Origin of the sequence: Mesorhizobium sp. M0088 (genome assembly GCF_040322895.1) — a bacterium.
GTDB lineage: Bacteria > Pseudomonadota > Alphaproteobacteria > Rhizobiales > Rhizobiaceae > Mesorhizobium.
In genome coordinates this window covers 64,072-82,999 of record NZ_JAMYUI010000017.1, presented here as the reverse complement: position 1 = coordinate 82,999, position 18,928 = coordinate 64,072, and the positions used below count along the sequence as shown (strand labels likewise).

The following is an 18,928-nucleotide window of genomic DNA, read 5'->3' as shown; positions in this document are numbered from 1 at the left end:
TCTGTCTTGTCGCAATTCCTGACGGAAAACCGCCTTACACTTTTCCTGGAATTGCTCCGGTATCAGTGGCCGCCACCACCTCCACCCGCCGCCGCGGCCGGCTTGCGGATCAACATGGTGAACAGGCCAAGCGTCGCAAACAGCACCGTCAGCATGAAGAACACATCCATGAATGACAGCAGCGCCGCCTGCTGCTGGACCATGCCCGACAGCTTGGAGATGGCAGCACTTGTCGCATCCAGGCCGGGGGTTTGCTCGAAATTGAGCGTCATGTTCTGCAGCTTGGTCTGCGCGGCTTCACTGCCCCATTGCACATGCTCGGAGAGCCTTGCGTAGTGGAAGGCATTGCGGTCGATCAGCACGGTGTTGATCAGCGCGAGGCCAACCGCACCGCCAAGGTTGCGGGTGAGATTGAACAGGCCGGACGCATTCTTCAGCCGCTCGGGCGGCAAGGTGCCGAGCGCGATGTTGTTGATCGGCACCATGCACAGCATCATCGAACAGCCGCGCAGGATCTGCGGGATGAGCAGCTCGTTGAAATCCCAGTCGGCGGTCAGATGCGTCATCCACCAGGTGCCGGTGGCGAAGCCGAAGAAGCCGATCATCATCATCAGCCGCGGGTCCATCTTGTTCGACAGGATGCCCGAGATCGGCGCGGTGAAGAACATGGCCAGGCCGCTGACGAACAGCGCCTCGCCGATCATCATCGAATCGTAGCCACGGATGCGCCCGAGATACACCGGGTAGAGATAGGTCAGGCCGTAAAGGCCGATGCCGATGACGAAGGAAAACAGCGAGCCGAAGGCGAAGTTGATGTTGGTGAAGGCCTTCAGGTCGACGATCGGCTCCTCGGCGGTGAACACCCGCCAGAAGAACAGCACCGCGCCGATGGTCATGACAATGGCGCAGATGAAGACGCCCTGGTCCTGCAGCCAGTCATTGTTGGGGCCTTCCTCGAGCACATATTCCATGCAGCCCAGGAAAGCCGCCATGCCGGCGAGGCCCCACCAGTCGAACTTGCTGAACAGCTTGAGGTTGGGCTTGTCGAAGTCGATCAGCGTCCAGGCCGCCGCTGTCACCAGGATGCCGGGCACGACATTGACCAGGAACAGCCAGTGCCAGGACATGGCATGGCTGATATAGCCGCCGACAGTCGGGCCGATGGTCGGCGCCAACGTCGCCACCAGGCCGATCATCGGCGAGACGAAGGCGCGGCGCGAGGGCGGGAAGATGGTGAAGGCAGCGGCGAAGACGCTCGGTATCATGCCGCCGCCGATGAAGCCCTGGACGGCGCGGTAGACAATCATCTGGTCGATGTTGGTGGCAGTCGCCGCCAGCGCACTGGCCGCGGTGAAGCCCGCCGCCGAGATCGTGAACAGCACCCGCGTCGACAGCATCCGGCTGAGGAAGCCCGACAGCGGGATCATCACCACTTCGGCGATCAGATAGGCGGTCTGCACCCACGGGATTTCGTCGGAGCTGGCGCTCAGGCCGGCCTGGATTTCCGACAGCGAGGCGGAGACGATCTGGATATCGAGGATGGCCATGAACATGCCGAACACCATCGCCAGGAAGGCGATGACGCGCCGCGTCGAAATGGTGTCAGGCACAGCCGGCCTCGCCGGCGGTGCTCCTGCTGTCAGGGTTGCGGTTGCCATGGCATTGCTCCCCGGCAGCCGCTCAGTTCGACGCTGCCGCTGATGCCGACCCGGATGGGGCGGTACGGCTGTCGACGGCGACGATGACGCTCAGGCCGGCGCGCAGTTTGCCGCTCTTCAGGACATCTGCCGGCACATCGATACGGACCGGAACGCGCTGCACGACCTTGGTGAAGTTGCCGGTGGCGTTTTCGGGCGGCAGCAGCGAGAACACGGCACCCGAAGCCGGCGCCAGCGACGAGACGGTTCCCTCGAAGTCCTGGCCGTCGGTCGCATCGACCGAGATCTTGACCTTCTCGCCGGGAACCAGCCGGGCAAGCTGCGTCTCCTTGAAGTTGGCGACGATGTAGAGCTTGTCCATCGGCACGATGACAGCGAGCTTCTGGCCGGGGCTGACAAGGTCGCCCTGTTCGACCGAGCGGTTGCCGACGATGCCGTCATAAGGCGCCTTGAGCACGGTGAAGGAAAGATCGCGCAGCGCCTTGTCATGGCTGAGCTGCAGGGAGGCCAGCGTGCTCGCCGATTCCGCGCGTTGCGCCTGCAGCACGCCGATATTGGCCTGCGCGGCGGCGATCTGTGCGTCGGCGCCGACAAGGGCGGCATCGGCCTGCTGGACCGCCGTCTGGGCGTCGTCCAGCTGCGCCTGCGTGCCGACATGGGTCTTGAGCAGTTGCGAGGCGCGCGCCGCGACCTTGGCCGCATTGTCGGCGGCGGCCTGGTCGGCGACCTTCTGCGCCTGCGCCTGCTGCAGCGAGGCGCGGGCCGCGTCGGTCTGGGCGTCGATACGGTCGAGCGTCTTGCTCAAAGTGGCGATCTGCGCCTCGGCCTGGGCGACGGCAATCTTGTAATCGCCGTCATCGACGACGAGCAGCGGATCGCCGGCCTTGACCAGCTGGTTCTCGCTGACCTTGACCTGATCGACATAGCCGGAAATCTTGGGCGATATGAACGCCATGTCCGCCTGGACATAGGCATCGTCCGTCGAGATCATGAAGCGGCCCGTGGTCCAGTAATCGTAACCATACCAGGCGCCGGCGCCCAGCAAGGCGACGCCGATGATCGGCAGCAGGAAGGAACGCACCGAACGCTTCTTCTTGGCCGGAGCCTCTGCCGGTGGCGACGAGACCGGCTGGACAGGCACTTCCGGGGCTTCCGTCGCCGGCGCAACCTTGGCGTTGGGAAAGGGACGGACTTCGGCAGTGGTCGGCGCGTTCGAGGACATGACATCTCTCTAAAGTTATAATATAATACTGAACCGTTCGGTTCGATCCGGCCGTTGACATAGCGCGTAAACAGGACCATATCAAGGGCAATCGAACCGCTTGGTTCGAATTATTTTCGAGGTGTGACTTTCATGGCCGAGACCCCGCCCAATGTCGAAAACGAGTCGTGCGACGACCTGTTGGAAAGCTTGCGTCGTGGCCGCCCGGCCGCGGGGCAGGATCCGGTCAAGCGCAGCCAGATCATCGACGGCGCCCGTCGTGTCTTCATCGACAAGGGCTTCGAAGCCGCCTCGATGAACGACATCACCCGCGAGGCCGGTGTCTCCAAGGGTACGATCTACGTCTATTTCGCCAACAAGGAAGAGCTGTTCGAAGCGCTGATCGAGGAAGAGCGCGGCACCATCTTCAAGAACATGTATGACGTGCTGGACAATGCCGACAACCTGCGCGAGACGCTGGTGAAGTTCGGCAAGGTGCTGGCCCTCAAGATCACGTCGGCCAAGGTGATCCAGGCGCAGCGCACGGTGATCGGTGCATCCGACCGGATACCCGACATGGGCGCGCGGTTTTACGAGCGCGGTCCCAAGCGTGGCCACGACAAGGTCGCGGCCTTTCTCAATGCCGCCATCGAGCGCGACCTGCTGCGCATCGACGATGTCGATCTTGCCGCCTATCAGTTCACCGAACTGTGCCTGGCCGGTCTGTTCCGCCAGTGCATCTTCGCCTATCGCACGAAAGCCCCGACCCAGGACGAGATCGACCGCATCGTCAGGTCAGGCGTCAGCATGTTCCTCAAGGCATACGGCACCGAAAGGCTTGTGGCGGAAGAAGGCCACCAGACGATTGCTATCGAAGCCAAGCCGTAGGCCATGCTCTAAGGTGTGGATGCTTAGCCGCCATTGGCGGCAAGCACGATGGCCGCCTGCAATTCCTGGAGGCCCTCGGCCTTTTCAGAAGAGGTGGCCAGCACGAACGGGAACGCCGCCGGCCGCTTCTTGATCTTTGCCAGCGTCTCCTCGATCAGCCTCGGCACGCCGGCAGTCTTGATCTTGTCGGTCTTGGTCAGCACGATCTGGTAGGACACCGCCGCCTTGTCGAGCAGCGACAGCACTTCGTCGTCCTTGGCCTTGATGCCGTGGCGGGCGTCGATCAGCACATAGACGCGCTTCAGCGTGACGCGGCCCTTGAGATAGTCGAAGACCAGCTTGGTCCACTCGTCGACCTTCTCCTTCGGCGCGGTGGCATAGCCATAGCCGGGCATGTCGACCAGCGCCAAGGGCGGCAGGTCGGCGCCCTCACCCGAAAATCCGTCCGGCACGAAATAGTTGAGCTCCTGCGTGCGCCCCGGCGTGTTGGAGGTGCGCGCCAGCCCCTTCTGGTTGACCAGCGCGTTGATCAGCGACGACTTGCCGACATTCGAGCGGCCGGCAAAGGCGATTTCCGGCGGCCCTTCCGGCGGCAGGAATTTCATGGCCGGCACGCCGCGGATGAAGATCCACCCCCGCGTAAACAGTTCGGTGCCGATTATGCTGCTGTTCAGAGCGTTCAAGCTGCTGCCTCCAGAAGAGAGATATCGGCGCCCCGGATAGCATCGAGGTTGCGACTGACCTTGTCCACCGGCCAGTCCCACCACGCCACCGCCAGCAGCCGCCTGATTGTCCGGTCGTCGAAACGCATCTTCACCACCTTGGCCGCATTGCCGGCGACGATCGCATAGGGCGGCACGTCGTGCGTCACCACCGATTTCGCGGCGATGATGGCGCCGTGGCCGATTTCCACCCCGGGCAAGATCACCGCCTCCATGCCGATCCAGACGTCGCTGCCGACGATGGTGTCGCCACGCACTTCCCTGGACCAGGTCGCCGGGTCAAAACCCTTTTCCCAGCCATGGCCAAAGATATTGAACGGATAGGTCGAAAAGCCGGACATGGCGTGGTTGGCGCCGTTCATGATGAACCGCGCGCCCTCGGCGATGGCGCAGAACCGACCGATGATCAGCTTGTCGCCGATGAAGGGATAGTGGTGCAGCACGCATTTTTCGGCGAATTTATCCGGCCCGTCGGGGTCGTCATAATAGGTGAAGTCGCCGATCTCGATGTTCGGCGCATTCACCAGTCCCTTGAGGAAGCCGACGCGGGTATGCATCGGGATCGGGTGCTTGATGTCTGGGTTGGGTCCGTCCATGTCGAAATCCGTCAGAGAAATGGCAGCCAGGCACATCCGAAACTCGAATGCGCCCGTTCAAAATAGCGTGATCCGCCCTATAGCACCAATCGGGCGACGAGCGAGCTTTCCTTGACGGCCTTGCTCATTTGCCGCCGCGGCAGATCACGATCGGATCGGACATTGCGCTGTCGAAACCGCTGCCCTGATAGACGGTGACGTTCGCCGCGCCGGGCGGCAGCATGAAGCTGCCTTCGACGATTTTCTGGTCTCCGGCCGGCATGTGGAGAGCCCAGCTATAGGTGCAAAACTGAGGCGGCGCCTGGGGTTCGACGTGGCTGCAGTTCAATTGCGCGCCACCCAGCATGGCGGCGCCGCCGCAGCTGACGGCGTCCTTTGCGAGCGCAATGCCAGGCCATCCCGCGATGGCCGCCACGGTCACGATCTTCAGCCAATTCATCGTCCTATCCTTGCCCGGCAACAGCCTGCTACCTGAGCCTTTTTATGGTGTCGCAGCACATGCGTCATTTTTTCCAGGCGGGCTTAGTCCGTCTTGCGCACCGCGTCCAGCGGGATTATGTGCATGATGATAATAAGCATGCTCACTAAAAGTTGCGCCTTAGAACCTCAGTACCTTCCATGCCATCGTCACCCAACATCAGCTTCGTGCTGCACGATGTCGCGCGCCTGCTTCGAAAGCGGTTCGAGCAGAGGTCGCGGGCATCGGGGCTGACCCGCGCCCAGTGGCAGGTGCTCGCCTATCTCTGCCTGCATGAGGGCATCCACCAGAACAAACTGGCCGATCTTATCGAGATCACGCCGATCACGCTCGCCCGGCTGCTCGATAAGATGGAGGCACGCGGCTTCATCGAGCGCCGGCCCAATCCCGCTGACCGCCGGGCATGGCTGCTCTACCTGAAGCCGCAAGCTTATCCGCTCATCGAAACCATGCGTACCAATGGGCAGAAGACGCGGGACGAGGCCTTTGTCGGTCTTTCCGCGGATGCCCAGCTGCATCTGCTGCAAACCCTATCCCTCATCAAATCCAATCTGCTCGCGGCTTGCACCCAGCCTGCCGCCGACCGGGAGAAAACACATGGCTGAATCAACCTCACCAAAGAAGCCTGCCGAAGAAGACGGATCCTCCGCCGGCCGGGCGCGCGACCAGATCATCCGACTGGACAGCGAACGCGAACAAAGGCGAGCCGGCACCCTCATCGGCAATGACGAGCTCGAAGCACCGGTCGCCCTGGAGCCGGCGGCGCTCGAGGCGCCGTCCAAGGAGCCACGGCAGGCCACGGTTGCGGTGGCGCCTCCGGCGCCGGTCAAGCCCAAGCGCGGCCGGGCACGGCCGATCCTGTTTGCCCTGCTTCCGGTCGCGCTGGTCGTCGGCGGCTATTACTACGTCATCGGCGGCCAGGTCATGACGACCGACAACGCCTACATCCAGGCGCAGTCGCTCGGCGTTTCCACCGATGTCTCCGGCACTGTGTCCGAGATCGACGTGCACGAGAACGAGGCGGTGAAGAAGGACCAGGTGCTTTTCCGGCTGCGGCCGGCCTCTTTCGAAACCGCTCTTGCCGCCGCCCAGGCGCAGCTCGGCACTGTGCGCAACCAGGTGCTGACCTTGCAGGCGAGCTACCAGCAGTCGCAGGCGCTGATCGAGCAGGCGCAGGCCGACATCCCCTATTACGAGGCCGCTTTCCAGCGCCAGCAGGATCTGCTCAAGACCTCCACCTCCTCCAAGGCGACCTTCGACAGCGCCCAGCACGACCTCGTCGCCGCCCGCCAGAAAGTGTCCGTTGCCCAGGCGCAGGCACAGGCGACGCTTGCCCAGCTTGGCGGCGACGCCAGCCAGCCGGTGGAGAAGAATCCCTTCTACCTCCAGGCGCAGTCGGCGGTGGACGACGCCCAGCGCAACCTTGCCGATTCCATCGTCAAGGCGCCGTTCGACGGCATCGTCACCAATGTCGACGCGCTTCAGGTCGGCAAGTACCTGCCGGCTTCGCAGCCGGCCTTCAGCCTGATTTCGGCGACCGATCTGTGGATTGCGGCGGAGCCGAAGGAAACCGAACTGACCTATGTGCGGCCGGGACAGACGGCGACGATCAGCGTCGACAGCTACCCCGGTGCCGTCTGGCACGGTACGGTCGCCTCGATCAGCCCGGCGTCATCGTCGAGTTTCTCGCTGCTCCCGGCGCAGAACACCACCGGCAACTGGGTCAAGGTCGTGCAACGCATTCCGATGCGCGTGACGTTGGACGATCTCCAGGGCAAGCCGCCGTTGCGTGGCGGGATGAGCGTCGTGGTCGGCATCGACACCGGCCATGCGCGCGGCCTGCCGGACTTCGTGACGGACCTGCTCGGCCGGTTCGGACAAAAGTCATGACCGGCGCGTCCGCGACAGGTGGCGTGGTCGCCAATCGCGGCGCCATCACCGCCTGCGTGATCCTGGCCGTGATCATGCAGGCGCTGGACACGACCATCGCCAATGTCGCGCTGCCCTATATCCAGGGCAGCGTCTCGGCGAGTGCCGACCAGATCAACTGGGTGCTGACGTCCTATATCGTCGCGGCGGCCGTCATGACGCCGCCTTCGGGCTATCTTGCCAATCGTTTCGGCCGCAAGCGCATCCTTTTGATATCCATCACCGGCTTCGTCGTCGCGTCGGTGCTGTGCGGCTTCGCGCAGTCGCTGCCGCAGATCGTCGGCTTCCGCCTGCTGCAAGGTCTGTTCGGCGCGGCCCTGGTTCCGCTGGCGCAGAGCATCCTGCTCGACATCTACAGCGTCGAGGAGCGCGGCTCGGCGATGGCGCTGTTCGGCGTTTCGGTGATGGTCGGGCCGGTGCTCGGGCCGGTCATCGGCGGCTGGCTCACCGAAAACGTCAGCTGGCGCTGGGTGTTCTACATCAATGTCCCGATCGGGGCCCTGGCTTTCGCCGGCGTCTCGATGTTCGTCCAGGAAACCAAGACGGATCTCAAGGCCAGGCTGGACTGGCTGGGCTTCGGCATGCTCAGCATAACCATCGCCGCGCTGCAGATGTTCCTTGATCGCGGCGAGCAGCTCAACTGGTTTTCGTCGTCCGAGATCATCGTCGAGGCGCTGATCTGCGCGTCGGCCTTCTACATCTTCCTCGTCCACACCTTCACCGCCAAAAACACATTCGTGAACCCGCGGTTGTTCCTCGACAGGAATTTCGCCGTCGGCATGATCTTCATCTTCATCATCGGCATCACCTATCTGGCCTCGCTGGCCCTGATGACGCCCTATCTGCAGACGTTGATGGGCTATCCGGTGGTGACGGCCGGCATCGTCATGGGGCCGCGCGGTCTCGGCACCATGGCTTGCATGTTCCTGGTCGGCAGGCTGATCGGCAAGGTGGACACGCGCTGGCTGCTGTTGACCGGTCTGCTGGTCACCGCCTGGGCGATGTACGACATGACCGGCTGGACCCCTGATGTTTCGCAATGGACGATCATCAGCACCGGCTTCATCCAGGGCGCGGGCCTGGGCTTCCTGTTCGTGCCGCTAACCACCATCACCTTCGCCACGCTGGCGCCGGAGCGGCGCGCGGAAGGCACAGGCCTTTACAATCTGTCGCGGAACATCGGCTCCAGCGTCGGCATATCCGTCGTCACCGCGCTGTTGACGGAGAACGTGCAGATCAACCACGCCAACATCGCCACCTATGTGACGCCTTACAACCAGGCTTTCAGCAATCCGGCCATCTTCCAGGCGATGGATCCCTACAGCGCCGCGGGCCGCGCCGCGCTCGACGGCGTGGTGACGCTGCAGGCGACTGTTATCAGCTACATGAACGACTTCAAGCTGATGATGATCCTGTCGCTTGCCGCCATTCCGCTGGTTCTGTTGCTGCGCAAGCCGGCGACTCCGGCGAAGATCGACCACAGCGCCGTGATGGAGTGATGTTTTGGTCGAGGGCCTTTTGTTGAAGCAAGTTTCGAATGCGTCACTGTCGACAAAATGGAAATACAACGTATGGCGACGTCGTCGGCTGTCCCGTTGCACGTGATGCTAGGTTGCCCAAGTATCCAGCTGATTGAGGACGGCAATCGCCGGATACGATTTCCTGCCGGCTAACCGGCATCTCGGCTACCCCCTCCGTTCAGGTATTTGTTCTCTACGGTCTTCGGTCCATGAACCAAAAGAAACCGGGGTCCTGTGAGGGACAGGACCCCGGCCGATGCCGATACGACTTCCCAAGAAACATGGCACCTCGTCATGAGATGGGGATGGCAGGCCCGAGAAAGCCCCGACGGACCTGCCTTGATCCCCTTTGCCGAAAGCCGTTACTTCGGCAACAGCACCTTGTTGACGACATGGATGACGCCGTTCGACTGGTTGACGTCGGCGATCGTCACTCGCGCCTCGCCGCCTGACTCATCCATGATGTAGAGCTTGCCCTTCTTGACTTCAGCGGTCAGCGTGTCACCGGAGACGGTTTTCATCTCGTACTTGCCGCCCATCGCTTTGGCCTTCTTCATCATTTCGGCGCCCGAAATCTTGCCTGCCACGACATGCGCGGTCAGCACCTTGGTGAGCTTGCCCTTGTTCTCCGGCTTCAGCAGCGTGTCGACGGTGCCCTTGGGCAGTTTCGCAAACGCCGCGTTAGTCGGGGCGAAGACTGTGAACGGGCCAGCGCCCTGCAGCGTGTCGGCCAGGCCGGCGGCCTTGACCGCGGCGACCAGCGTCGTGTGGTCCTTCGAATTGACGGCGTTCTCGACGATGTTCTTGGTGGTGTACATCGGCGCGCCGCCGACATTCGGGTTTTTGGCATAGGCGGGCGCGGCAATCGCCACGCCGGCGACGAACGCGGAAAGGGCGATGGTCCTGAATGACGGCAAGCGCATATGGTCTTCCTCCGGGTGAGGGCTGATCGGAATTGATAGCCTTTGGAAACGCACAGGCAGTCACGCCGCCGGCGGGGCGCAAGTTTCGCCGATCACAGGAACGTGATGCCGAAAGCGGCTTGAACGAAAAAGCCCCGCGCGAGGCGGGGCTTTGAAGGCTGGAGAAAGCGCTGCGCCTTCTATTCGGCCGGTGATGGTTTCTTTCGGAACAGCGCGACCAGATTGTCCCACAGCTCGATCTTGGCGCCCTGGCGCTTCATGATGATGCCTTGCTGCAGGATCGACAGCGTGTTGTTCCAGGCCCAGTAGATGACCAGGCCGGCCGGGAAACCCGCCATCATGAAGGTAAAGATGACAGGCATCCAGGTGAAGATCGCCGCCTGCGTCGGGTCCGGCGGCGTCGGGTTCATGCGCATCTGCAGGAACATGGTGACGCCCATGATCAGCGGCCATACGCCGATCATCAGCATATGCGGCAGCGTGATCGGAATGAGGCCGAACAGGTTGAACAGCGATGTCGGATCGGGCGCGGCCAGATCCTGGATCCAGCCGAAGAACGGCGCATGACGCATCTCGATGGTGATGTAGAGCACCTTGTAGAGCGCGAAGAACACCGGGATCTGCAGCGCCACCGGCCAGCAGCCGGCGATCGGATTGATCTTCTCGGTCTTGTACAGCTCCATCATCGCCTGCTGCTGCTTCATCTTGTCGTCCGCGTATTTCTCGCGGATCTCGAGCATTTTCGGCTGCACCTTCTTCATGTTCGCCATCGACGCGTAGGACTTGTTGGCGAGCGGGTAGAAGATGGCCTTGACGATGACGGTGGTGGCGAGGATGGCCAGACCGAAATTGCCGAAGAATTTGTAGAGCGTGTCGATCAGCCAGAACATCGGCTTGGTGATGAAGTGGAACCAGCCCCAGTCGATCAAAAGATCGAACCGCTTGATTTGACGGTCCTCTGCATAGGCGTTGATCTTGCCGACCTCTTTGGCGCCGGCGAAGATCTCGCTCTCCACTGTCGCCGATTGACCGGCGGCAACCGTTATCGGGTCGGTCAGGAAGTCGGACTGATAGCGGTGGCGGCCGTCCTCGAAAAAGGCGTAGCGCGGCTGGAACGGCTGCTTTTCGGTCGGCACCAGCGTCACCGCCCAGTATTTGTCGGTAATGCCCAACCAGCCGTCAGTCGACTTGCCCGGCGTGAACTGCTTGTCCGATTCGATGGACGCGTATTTGTGCTCCTGCAGGCCTTCGGTGCCGGTGAAGCCGATCAGGCCCTCATGCAGCACATAGGTGCTGGCAACGAGCGGCTTGTCGAAGCGGGTGACGCGGCCGTAATTGGACAGCGAGACGGCGGCCGTGCCCGCATTCTGCACCGTGTCGGACACCGTGAACATGTAATCGGTGTCGACGGAGAAGGTGCGCTTGAAGGTCAAGCCCTTGTCGTTCGAATAGGTCAGCGTGACCGGGGTTGTCGGCGTCAGCGTCGCATTGCCGTCGACGGTCCACACAGTCTCCGGACCGGGCACCGCGCCGGTCTTGTCGTTGCCGACGAAGCCGATCTCGGCATAATAGCCATTGGGCAGTGCCGCCGGGTTGAGCAGGCTGATCTCGGGCGAGTTCTTGTCGACCGTCTCGGTGTAGTGCTTGAGCTTGAGGTCGTCGAGGCGGGCGCCGGTCAGGTTGATCGAACCCTCGAGGCTCGGCGTGTCGATCTTCGCGCGGGTCGTCGTGGCGAGCGCCTGTTCGCGGCCGGCCGGCGTCACGGCGTCGGTACCCGGTGCATTCGGAATGGCGCCAGGTGCGGCGGGCGTTCCGGTGTCGGTACCGGCGGCCTTCTTCTGCTCCTCGATGCGCTGCTGTTCGACGCGGGCCGCCTCGCGCTGGGCTTCGCTGCGCGGCAACACGTAAAAATATTGCCATACCGCAAGGATCAGCACCGACAGCGCGATGGTGATGAAGAAGTTCCGGTTGTTTTCCATCGAAAGCCCTTGGCCTATCGTGTTCCGCGCAGTCGGCGGGAGAGTTCGGCCTTCAACTGGCCGAACGGAGTGGTAAGCACGTCTTCGCGCCCGACGATGACATAATCATTGCCAGGCGCCATGTCACTTGCAGCATGCGTACGGACGGCTTCTCGCAGCCGCCGCCGGACACGGTTGCGGACAACCGCATTGCCGACCTTCTTGGTGACGGTGTAGCCGACGCGCGGCGACAGGCCGTCGCCGCGGTCGAGAACTTCAACGAGAAAAAGCCGCCCGCGTCGTTTTTCACCACGACGGACAGCCAGGAATTCCGCGCGCTTCAGAAGCCGCTTGGGATTTGGTCCCACTGGCTTGCCGGTTGCGGGCAACGATCTCGTCTTCCGTTCAGGCGCTGAGCCGCTTGCGGCCGCGGTTGCGGCGAGCTGCGACGACGCCGCGACCACCCTTGGTGGCCATGCGGGCACGGAAGCCGTGCCGACGTTTGCGGACGAGTTTAGACGGTTGGTAGGTACGCTTCATTTGTTTTAATACCGCGGGGTGCGGCCCTTCTTGATTCTGTCACTGTGTAACAGGAGCTTTGCCGGGCCGGCTTTGGCGCGATCGAAACCGCGCCGGGACGAATGGCCCGAGCGTGTGCGGGCTTATAGAAAGAAGGCTTTTGGAAGTCAATCCGGAGTCGTAGGGCGCAATCCGGCTCCGTTCAGACCGGTTTATGTTTGCGACCAAGGATGAAATTGGCAAAAAAGCCGTAATCGCCTAATCTGCGTTGATCAAGTGATCGTGAAGACATTAGCCGCATGAGCGAAACCATACAGGCACAGGAAGGGATCGGCACGGCGGCGTCCACCGAGGCGCCAGCCGCCGTGCGCACGGTGCCGCTGTCGCGCGGCCTGTCGACCAAGCTGCTGCTGCTGACCATCGTCTTCGTGCTTCTGGCCGAAGTGCTGATCTTCCTGCCCTGGATCGCCAGCTACCGGCTGAACTGGCTTAAGGAACGGCTGAGCACGGCGGCTGCGGTGTCGATCGTGCTGGTGCAGGGTGAGCCCGCCTCGCTGTCGCGCACGGCCCAGAACGACGTGCTGATGGCGATCGGCGCCAAGGCGATCGCGGTGCGCGACGGCGGCGTCTCGCGGCTGCTGGTGGTGGCCGAAATGCCGCCGAAGGTCGACGCGCATATCGATATCGCCTCGATCGGCATGATCAAGGGCATGACCGGCGCGCTCGACACGTTGTTTTTCGGCGGCGACCGGATGCTGCGCGTCTTCGGTCCGGTCGGTGACTCGGACAAGGAGTTCGAGCTGATCATGCCCGACAACAGCCTGCGCAATGCGATGCTGCGCTATTCGCGCAACGTCGCCTTCGTCTCGCTGCTGATCTCGCTGTTCACCGCCATGCTGGTCTACGCCGCCATCGACCTGATCATGATCGGGCCGATCCGCACGATGACGCGCTCGATGCTGTCCTTCTCCGAGGCCCCCGACGATCCCGGACGGATCATCCATCCGGCTGCCCGCGCCGACGAGATCGGCGTTGCCGAGCGCGAGCTGTCGCAAATGCAGGAGCGGCTGCAAAAAATGCTCTCCGAGCAGAAGCATCTTGCCGACCTCGGCCTCGCGGTCTCCAAGATCAACCATGACATGCGCAACATCCTGGCCTCGGCGCAGCTGATGTCGGACCGCCTGCGCCAGGTCAAGGATCCGACCGTGCAGGCCTTCGCGCCGAAACTGCTGCGCGCACTCGACCGTGCCGTGTCCTATTCCGAAGGCGTGCTTCACTACGGCCGCACCCAGGAGCCGCCGCCCGCGCGCCGCCGGCTCCGGCTGCGGCAGCTGGTCGAAGACGTGCAAGGCCTGCTCGACATCGAGCAAGGCATCGAGTTCGTCAATTCGGTCGAGCCGGCCTTCGAGGTCGATGCCGATTCCGACCAGCTGTTCAGGGTGCTCACCAATCTGTGCCGGAATTCCGTGCAGGCGATGGCGGCCGACAGCGAAAACGCCTTGGTGCGCCGCCTGGCGGTTTCGGCCGTGCGTCTGGGCAGCGTCAGCCGCATTGCCGTCAGCGACACCGGACCCGGCCTGCCGCCCAAGGCGCGGGAAAACCTGTTCGCGGCCTTTCGCGGCTCGGCGCGCAGCGGCGGCACCGGCCTTGGCCTGGCGATCGCGCACGAACTGATCCGCGCGCATGGCGGCACGGTGGAACTGGTCGAGAGCATTGGCGGGCGCACCACATTCGCCGTCACCATCCCCGATCAGCCGGTCCGGCTCGACCAGGCGCGCAATGGCCTGCGCCGCCCCGCCTGACCGTTTAGGGCGCTGGGTCTCCAATGAGCAGGAACCGGCTCGACTTCGGACCGTTGCCAGGTGCCGGAATCCCAGCCTTCATCGCCGGCCAAGGCACTTGTGACAAAACTTTTGCCGGATCGGCTTGCTTTTCCGAAATTCAGTCGCTAGGGAACACGTCTCGTCGCGACCGGTCGTTCACGATCGGATTGCGGGGTCATGGAAAGCATGGCCTGTTGCGCGCCCGTAGCTCAGCTGGATAGAGCACCAGACTACGAATCTGGGGGTCAGGAGTTCGAATCTCTTCGGGCGCGCCATTCCATCCAGCTGAAATTGCTTGCCTTTCAGGCCTCGCTAATCAACCGTATCGGCATGAATTCCTGACGAATGGTGGCCCGCCTGTTGGTCAACAGACGATTCGATCAGATTCGCACGGATCGGGCTGGCGGTCATCGCGGTCGCTGGGTACACGCATGGGGCACCGGTGTTGATGTTGCCGGCTCCCAACGCAAAATCTAGGGAATGACTGTCCGAAAAAAGGCCGTTTTCAACTGCCGCCGATTCCTCGCGTTCTCATACATGCTGATCGGCGGGATGAGGCGCGCTCTCCGCTCCGGCCCTCGCCCGCACCTCGAATTTGGTGCGCTTCAACTCCGGAAGAGTCTTCTGATGCTGCAGATGATCCAGCACGGTCTTCTGCGCGACGTTGCCAAACCCCCAAAGGCACCTGCAAGCAGGGGCCTCTGTCTTCGACATGGGCCGTCACGTTCGATCTCGGTTGCCGGCGGACGATGCCGGCGCGCTCCCGGCTCGCACCTCCTGGAGCAGCAGCAACAGGTCTGCCTTGGCCAAAGCAGATAGCAGACAAGCAATGTCAGCGGCGCTGCGACGAGCGTCCAGGAAGCGCCCGACCATACCAGTTGCAGGGCACCGCCGCTCCCCACCGCGGCCGAGACCAGCGCCGGCAGACGGCTGGCCAGAACGGCACTCCGGAACGGCACTCCGGAACGGATTGGGCCAGTTGGCTGGCCAGCCGGGCAACGGCTTGCCGTCCTCGAAGGCGCTGCCGAACTTGCCGAGCGCATGCAGCAAGCCCGAGGTCGCCGCAAGCACAGGTTCGCCGAACAGGAACAGGGCGATGCCGAGTCCGATCGCCCCGACCCCTGACGTCATGTCGCCAAGGCGGTTTAGGGACACGTCTGGGGACGGCTTCCTGGCCCATGCGCGGCAGTAGATCTCGCCGCTCCAGAAGAAGACCAGCGTGGCCAGGGTGAGCGACAGGGCAGCGATGCTGCCAACGAAATAATCGAGGAGCGCGGCATGGCCACTCACGGCGGAACCGGCGGCACGGCAACGATCTGGACCATGACGCCCGTCGCCAGCCCGAGCCCATTGCCGAGATTGTAATATCCTCCGGGACCTACCATGCGTGAACGGATTGCCGCGGCGAAACGCGACAGGCCTGAAGTGTCGCCCGGCTCTCCGGCGGCATCGGGAAGGTCATGCATGATCATTGATAACGAACCCCGCGATCAGGCAGCGCACGCAGAAGACGTGCTGGATCATCTCGATCCGAGCAGCAGACAGTTGGCCCGCACCTTCGACATATCGATGTTTCGACAAAAGCTGGTGTATGTGGCGCGCGGTGAGACCAGCTTAGATCAGACCGCGGTCGATCGGGCTTCCTTAGGTGTTCGGCTCGGTCGTCATCGTGCTCTCGTCGTTTTCCGCCCTGTTCAGATTGGCGCAGTGCGGGTGAGCGTTGGCGGGGACAATCTCATAACCGGCTGCGATCAACTGGAGACTCATCTCCTCGAAGTGACGCTTCGAGCCGCTGACGATCGATTCAGGCGTGTAGTTCCAGCCGTTGCGGGCAGCATTGGCCAAGATGCTGGCATAGGCATGCATGCTGGCGATTTTCACGTTTGATTCCAGCAACTGTCGGCACCCGCTTGCGAAAGAAGGTGACGGTTGGGCGGAATAGCCCAAGGCCGTGCATGCCAGCACTATGGATACAGGACGCATGGAACCCCCCTTAGCCGATTGTTTGTTGCCGTCGGGGAAGCTTGCGCCGTGCGAGCCTGCGGCGGAATCGGGCAGATGCGGTATTCGGCCTAGTGCATTTGTAGCATTCTTCTGTAGCATTCTTCGGCTACGGAGGGGTTTCCAAGGACGGGGGTCCACAATGGTGCTCGGCGCTTCGAAAGCTCAAACGCTTGTCGCATTGTCGGGTCGTGAGCGCGAGGTCGCGGAAAAATTTGCCGCCGGCCTGACCTATCGGGAGATCGGCAAGGCGCTTTTCATTGCTCCGGCCACTGTTCGCACTCACCTTGCGACCATCTACGGAAAACTTGGGGTGCGGACCAAGATCGGGCTCGCGGCGTACTTTGCCGGCGCTTCCGGCGCCAGGCCAGGCGGGCTGTCACCCCATCAAAGCGAAAAACCGCGGCTGGCGGTGATGCCGGTCAAGGGTCAGTTCGGCAAAACAAGGACCGATGCGGATGCATTGACGCGCGCGTTGACCGCAGAGCTCGGACGCTTCTCCCAGATCGGAATCGTCGCAGCGGCCACAATGTTCGCGCTCGCGAAGCGGCATCTCACTGTCAAGGAAATCGGCAGGACCACGGGAGCCAACTATGTCCTGGAGGTCGCGGTCCATAGCCAAGACAAAGCCATGCACGCCTTCGCGCATCTCGTGGACGCCGAGGAGGAAGTCGAGGTCTGGAGCGCAAGATATGATCTCGCCCAGACGTCATCGCATGACGAATTGACAGGCGTGATCAGCGGAAACCTCTTCCAGGTGTTGATGAAGCACGCGGCAGGCCCGCCCGCCCTCGAGGAAGCAATTCAGCACCACAAGCTCTATCTGAAGGCGTTTTACCACGTCGAACGGCCGACGGCGAAAGGCATGGTCGTAGCGCGGCGTCTCTGTGAAAGGCTCCTCGCCGCCGAGCCAGAGCATGCCTTGATAAGGGAGACTCTTGCCTGGGTCGATTTCCACTCCTGCTTCAACGGATGGTCCACTGAACCCGTCCAGGCCTTTCGCCGGGCTGGTGATGAGGCTCGGGCCGGACTTTGTGGCCATGACCGGGAAGCATCTCTGCACAGTGCTCTCGGATTGGCCGAGACTTATCTCGGAAACTTGCAGACGGGCCTTGGCTGCCTGTGGCGGGCCATCGCACTCAATCCGAACGATGCAGAGTGTCGTACCTGGCTGGGAATTGGGCTAACTTACGCCGGAGATCTCGAAGGTGCACAGGCAGCTTTCGCGCGGGCCGACCTTCTCAGTCCGAATTATCATCCGATCTTTCTGTTCAGGGGCGATGCCGAATACGCCGGCGGGAACTATAACGCCGCGACTGCCTCGTTTGATCGATTTCTGATGGTCCTGCCTGAATACCACTGGGCACGGCTCCTGCGGGCTGCATCATACATGGGGATGGGCGATCTCGAGTCTGCGCGGAAGGACGTGTCGTTCGTCTCGCGCGAGTCGCCCAGGTTGACCGGCGAGTATGTCGATCGATTGCAGCAAGCGCGCGGTCCGGAGTTTAGAAATAACCTGTGGTCACGCCTCAGCGCAGCAGGACTGCCATGGAAGTGACCTATCGAGGATGACATTGGGCGCATAAGGTCCGGTTGCGTGTCAACTTGCGTCATGGCGGGCTCCAACCCGAACGGCGGGAACGAGTGACGGCCTGCGACTGCACGGCGGTGGCAGGATGGCTGGTCAACACCGGCCACGCAATGGACTAAGCATTCGGGCGGCGCCTAGGCAGGTCACCAGGACGAAGCTCGGCTAAGCGGCGCAGAATGCTGCAGAGCAAATCTTCAAAGCGCCGTCGTCCAATCTGCGTGGTAAGACCGCGACAGGCGGAACCAGCGGAGCCCGATTTGATCATTCCCCATACCCGCATCAAACGCGCTTTGATCACCGGGGCCGGCGCGGCCGACGGCATCGGCTTTGCCATTGCCCGGCAGCTCGGCTATGCCGGTCATGCCGTTTTTCTCACCGGTGCCAGTGCGCGTGTGCTCGATCGCGCCGTTGGGCTCCGTGCAGAAGGCATCGATGCCAAGGCCGTGGTCGCCGATCTCACCATCGCTGCCGATGTCGCGCGGCTGCGGGCCGATGTCGGGGCGGTCGATATACTGGTCAACAATGCCGGCATGGGCTCGCTGGCATCGCCATCGGTCGACAAGGCGTTTCTCGCCATGACCGAGGCCGACTGGGACCAGGGGATCGACGTCAGCCTGAAGACGGCATTCCTCGTCACGAAGGCCTTTCTGCCGGCGATGGTCGAAGCGGGCTACGGGCGCATCGTCAATGTGGCGTCGGTCACCGGCCCGCTGGTGTCTTTCGAGGGCACGGCCGCTTATTCCGCCGCCAAGGCCGGCATGGCCGGCCTGACGCGCACGCTGGCGCTCGAAGTGGCGAAAAACGGCATCACCGTCAACGCCGTCGCTCCCGGCTGGATCGAAACGGGCTCGTCGAGCGAAATGGAGCGGCAAGCCGCCCTGCATACGCCGCCGGCGCGGGCCGGGCGGCCGGATGAGGTGGCCGCCGCGGTGGTGTTCCTGGCCTCGGAAGGCGCCAGCTATGTCAATGGCGAGCTGCTGGTGGTCGACGGCGGCAACAGCCTTCAGGAGCGCAAGGGCTGAGAACTCTGCGGCTTCGCCGGAACGACCGGTGTTCATGATCGGACAGCGGGTCCGGGCTCTTACTACATCGTGCGCCAGGGCAGCTTCTATCGTCGCCGT

The 18,928-nt window shown here is 62.6% G+C and carries 19 protein-coding genes and 1 tRNA gene; 8 read left to right on the top strand and 12 right to left on the bottom strand.

All coding sequences use genetic code 11. The features are described 5' to 3' along the window. Positions 1-62: 62 nt before the first annotated feature. On the bottom strand, positions 63-1,658 hold the full coding sequence (locus tag NKJ67_RS21085) for a DHA2 family efflux MFS transporter permease subunit (RefSeq protein WP_352582835.1): 1,596 nt from the start codon (positions 1,656-1,658) through the stop codon (positions 63-65). Positions 1,659-1,680: 22 nt separating this feature from the next. Continuing rightward, complete coding sequence (locus tag NKJ67_RS21080; protein WP_352582833.1) at positions 1,681-2,880, bottom strand: HlyD family secretion protein; 1,200 nt, start codon at positions 2,878-2,880, stop codon at positions 1,681-1,683. 132 nt (positions 2,881-3,012) lie between these two features. Here NKJ67_RS21080 and NKJ67_RS21075 point away from each other — a divergent pair, with 132 nt between their 5' ends. Beyond that, the gene (locus NKJ67_RS21075) at positions 3,013-3,747 is read left to right on the top strand and encodes a TetR/AcrR family transcriptional regulator (RefSeq protein ID WP_027040117.1); all 735 of its coding nucleotides are present in this window, start codon (positions 3,013-3,015) and stop codon (positions 3,745-3,747) included. 23 nt (positions 3,748-3,770) lie between these two features. Here NKJ67_RS21075 and yihA read toward each other — a convergent pair whose 3' ends face one another. The 3 genes from yihA to NKJ67_RS21060 form a co-directional block, all read right to left on the bottom strand. After that, positions 3,771-4,430, bottom strand: a complete 660-nt coding sequence (yihA, locus tag NKJ67_RS21070) for a ribosome biogenesis GTP-binding protein YihA/YsxC (RefSeq protein WP_024502094.1) — start codon at positions 4,428-4,430, stop codon at positions 3,771-3,773. Continuing rightward, positions 4,427-5,065 (bottom strand): CatB-related O-acetyltransferase, encoded by a 639-nt coding sequence (locus NKJ67_RS21065; RefSeq protein ID WP_292457343.1) that lies wholly within the window; start codon positions 5,063-5,065, stop codon positions 4,427-4,429. Before NKJ67_RS21065 ends, yihA begins: the two co-directional genes overlap by 4 nt. A 124-nt stretch (positions 5,066-5,189) precedes the next feature. Next, entirely contained in the window at positions 5,190-5,504 is a 315-nt protein-coding gene (locus tag NKJ67_RS21060; RefSeq protein WP_127267228.1) for a peptidase associated/transthyretin-like domain-containing protein, read from the bottom strand. Between the two features lie 179 nt (positions 5,505-5,683). On the opposite strand from NKJ67_RS21060, the gene NKJ67_RS21055 reads away from it, so the two are divergent. Genes NKJ67_RS21055 through NKJ67_RS21045 form a run of 3 tightly spaced genes read left to right on the top strand, consistent with a single transcriptional unit; the run spans position 5,684 to position 8,971 of the window. Next, a complete protein-coding gene (locus NKJ67_RS21055) occupies positions 5,684-6,148 on the top strand; it encodes a MarR family winged helix-turn-helix transcriptional regulator (protein ID WP_127267224.1) in 465 nt (154 codons plus the stop codon). Continuing rightward, complete coding sequence (locus NKJ67_RS21050; RefSeq protein WP_127267225.1) at positions 6,141-7,433, top strand: HlyD family secretion protein; 1,293 nt, start codon at positions 6,141-6,143, stop codon at positions 7,431-7,433. Before NKJ67_RS21055 ends, NKJ67_RS21050 begins: the two co-directional genes overlap by 8 nt. After that, the gene (locus tag NKJ67_RS21045; RefSeq protein WP_352582829.1) at positions 7,430-8,971 is read left to right on the top strand and encodes a DHA2 family efflux MFS transporter permease subunit; all 1,542 of its coding nucleotides are present in this window, start codon (positions 7,430-7,432) and stop codon (positions 8,969-8,971) included. Before NKJ67_RS21050 ends, NKJ67_RS21045 begins: the two co-directional genes overlap by 4 nt. A 383-nt stretch (positions 8,972-9,354) precedes the next feature. Here the strand turns inward: NKJ67_RS21045 and NKJ67_RS21040 are convergent, their stop codons facing one another. The 4 genes from NKJ67_RS21040 to rpmH form a co-directional block, all read right to left on the bottom strand. Further along, positions 9,355-9,915 carry a fasciclin domain-containing protein gene (locus NKJ67_RS21040; RefSeq protein ID WP_352582827.1) on the bottom strand — a complete coding sequence of 187 codons (561 nt, stop codon included), beginning with the start codon at positions 9,913-9,915 and terminating at the stop codon, positions 9,355-9,357. Positions 9,916-10,094: 179 nt separating this feature from the next. After that, positions 10,095-11,894 carry a membrane protein insertase YidC gene (yidC, locus tag NKJ67_RS21035; RefSeq protein WP_127270245.1) on the bottom strand — a complete coding sequence of 600 codons (1,800 nt, stop codon included), beginning with the start codon at positions 11,892-11,894 and terminating at the stop codon, positions 10,095-10,097. Between the two features lie 14 nt (positions 11,895-11,908). After that, a complete protein-coding gene (rnpA, locus tag NKJ67_RS21030; RefSeq protein ID WP_027040126.1) occupies positions 11,909-12,262 on the bottom strand; it encodes a ribonuclease P protein component in 354 nt (117 codons plus the stop codon). A 16-nt stretch (positions 12,263-12,278) separates the two neighbouring features. Then, a complete protein-coding gene (gene rpmH, locus NKJ67_RS21025; protein ID WP_008833937.1) occupies positions 12,279-12,413 on the bottom strand; it encodes a 50S ribosomal protein L34 in 135 nt (44 codons plus the stop codon). A 278-nt stretch (positions 12,414-12,691) separates the two neighbouring features. On the opposite strand from rpmH, the gene NKJ67_RS21020 reads away from it, so the two are divergent. Continuing rightward, complete coding sequence (locus tag NKJ67_RS21020; protein ID WP_256746509.1) at positions 12,692-14,194, top strand: sensor histidine kinase; 1,503 nt, start codon at positions 12,692-12,694, stop codon at positions 14,192-14,194. Positions 14,195-14,413: 219 nt separating this feature from the next. Then, a tRNA-Arg gene (locus NKJ67_RS21015) sits at positions 14,414-14,490 on the top strand. A gap of 445 nt (positions 14,491-14,935) precedes the next feature. Here the strand turns inward: NKJ67_RS21015 and NKJ67_RS21010 are convergent. The 3 genes from NKJ67_RS21010 to NKJ67_RS21000 form a co-directional block, all read right to left on the bottom strand. Continuing rightward, positions 14,936-15,505, bottom strand: a complete 570-nt coding sequence (locus NKJ67_RS21010) for a hypothetical protein (protein ID WP_352582824.1) — start codon at positions 15,503-15,505, stop codon at positions 14,936-14,938. Further along, positions 15,502-15,687 (bottom strand): hypothetical protein, encoded by a 186-nt coding sequence (locus NKJ67_RS21005; RefSeq protein ID WP_352582822.1) that lies wholly within the window; start codon positions 15,685-15,687, stop codon positions 15,502-15,504. Before NKJ67_RS21005 ends, NKJ67_RS21010 begins: the two co-directional genes overlap by 4 nt. Before the next feature lie 172 nt (positions 15,688-15,859). Continuing rightward, positions 15,860-16,096, bottom strand: coding sequence for a hypothetical protein (locus tag NKJ67_RS21000; protein ID WP_127318860.1), 237 nt, complete (start codon positions 16,094-16,096; stop codon positions 15,860-15,862). A 262-nt stretch (positions 16,097-16,358) separates the two neighbouring features. Between NKJ67_RS21000 and NKJ67_RS20995 the strand changes: the two genes are divergently transcribed. Then, complete coding sequence (locus NKJ67_RS20995) at positions 16,359-17,774, top strand: LuxR C-terminal-related transcriptional regulator (protein ID WP_292703034.1); 1,416 nt, start codon at positions 16,359-16,361, stop codon at positions 17,772-17,774. A gap of 290 nt (positions 17,775-18,064) precedes the next feature. Next, complete coding sequence (locus NKJ67_RS20990) at positions 18,065-18,829, top strand: SDR family NAD(P)-dependent oxidoreductase (RefSeq protein WP_352582820.1); 765 nt, start codon at positions 18,065-18,067, stop codon at positions 18,827-18,829. Positions 18,830-18,928 lie beyond the last annotated feature (99 nt).

Bases quoted from the DNA above. Each gene is read 5' to 3' on its own strand.
- NKJ67_RS21065 (WP_292457343.1), bottom strand. From the start codon at position 5,065: ATGGACGGACCCAACCCAGACATCAAGCACCCGATCCCGATGCATACC.
- NKJ67_RS21085 (WP_352582835.1), bottom strand. From the start codon at position 1,658: ATGGCAACCGCAACCCTGACAGCAGGAGCACCGCCGGCGAGGCCGGCT.
- NKJ67_RS20995 (WP_292703034.1), top strand. From the start codon at position 16,359: ATGGTGCTCGGCGCTTCGAAAGCTCAAACGCTTGTCGCATTGTCGGGT.
- NKJ67_RS21055 (WP_127267224.1), top strand. From the start codon at position 5,684: ATGCCATCGTCACCCAACATCAGCTTCGTGCTGCACGATGTCGCGCGC.
- NKJ67_RS21005 (WP_352582822.1), bottom strand. From the start codon at position 15,687: ATGATCATGCATGACCTTCCCGATGCCGCCGGAGAGCCGGGCGACACT.
- NKJ67_RS21040 (WP_352582827.1), bottom strand. From the start codon at position 9,915: ATGCGCTTGCCGTCATTCAGGACCATCGCCCTTTCCGCGTTCGTCGCC.
- NKJ67_RS21050 (WP_127267225.1), top strand. From the start codon at position 6,141: ATGGCTGAATCAACCTCACCAAAGAAGCCTGCCGAAGAAGACGGATCC.
- NKJ67_RS21060 (WP_127267228.1), bottom strand. From the start codon at position 5,504: ATGAATTGGCTGAAGATCGTGACCGTGGCGGCCATCGCGGGATGGCCT.
- NKJ67_RS21045 (WP_352582829.1), top strand. From the start codon at position 7,430: ATGACCGGCGCGTCCGCGACAGGTGGCGTGGTCGCCAATCGCGGCGCC.
- rpmH (WP_008833937.1), bottom strand. From the start codon at position 12,413: ATGAAGCGTACCTACCAACCGTCTAAACTCGTCCGCAAACGTCGGCAC.
- yidC (WP_127270245.1), bottom strand. From the start codon at position 11,894: ATGGAAAACAACCGGAACTTCTTCATCACCATCGCGCTGTCGGTGCTG.
- NKJ67_RS21020 (WP_256746509.1), top strand. From the start codon at position 12,692: ATGAGCGAAACCATACAGGCACAGGAAGGGATCGGCACGGCGGCGTCC.
- NKJ67_RS21080 (WP_352582833.1), bottom strand. From the start codon at position 2,880: ATGTCCTCGAACGCGCCGACCACTGCCGAAGTCCGTCCCTTTCCCAAC.
- NKJ67_RS21075 (WP_027040117.1), top strand. From the start codon at position 3,013: ATGGCCGAGACCCCGCCCAATGTCGAAAACGAGTCGTGCGACGACCTG.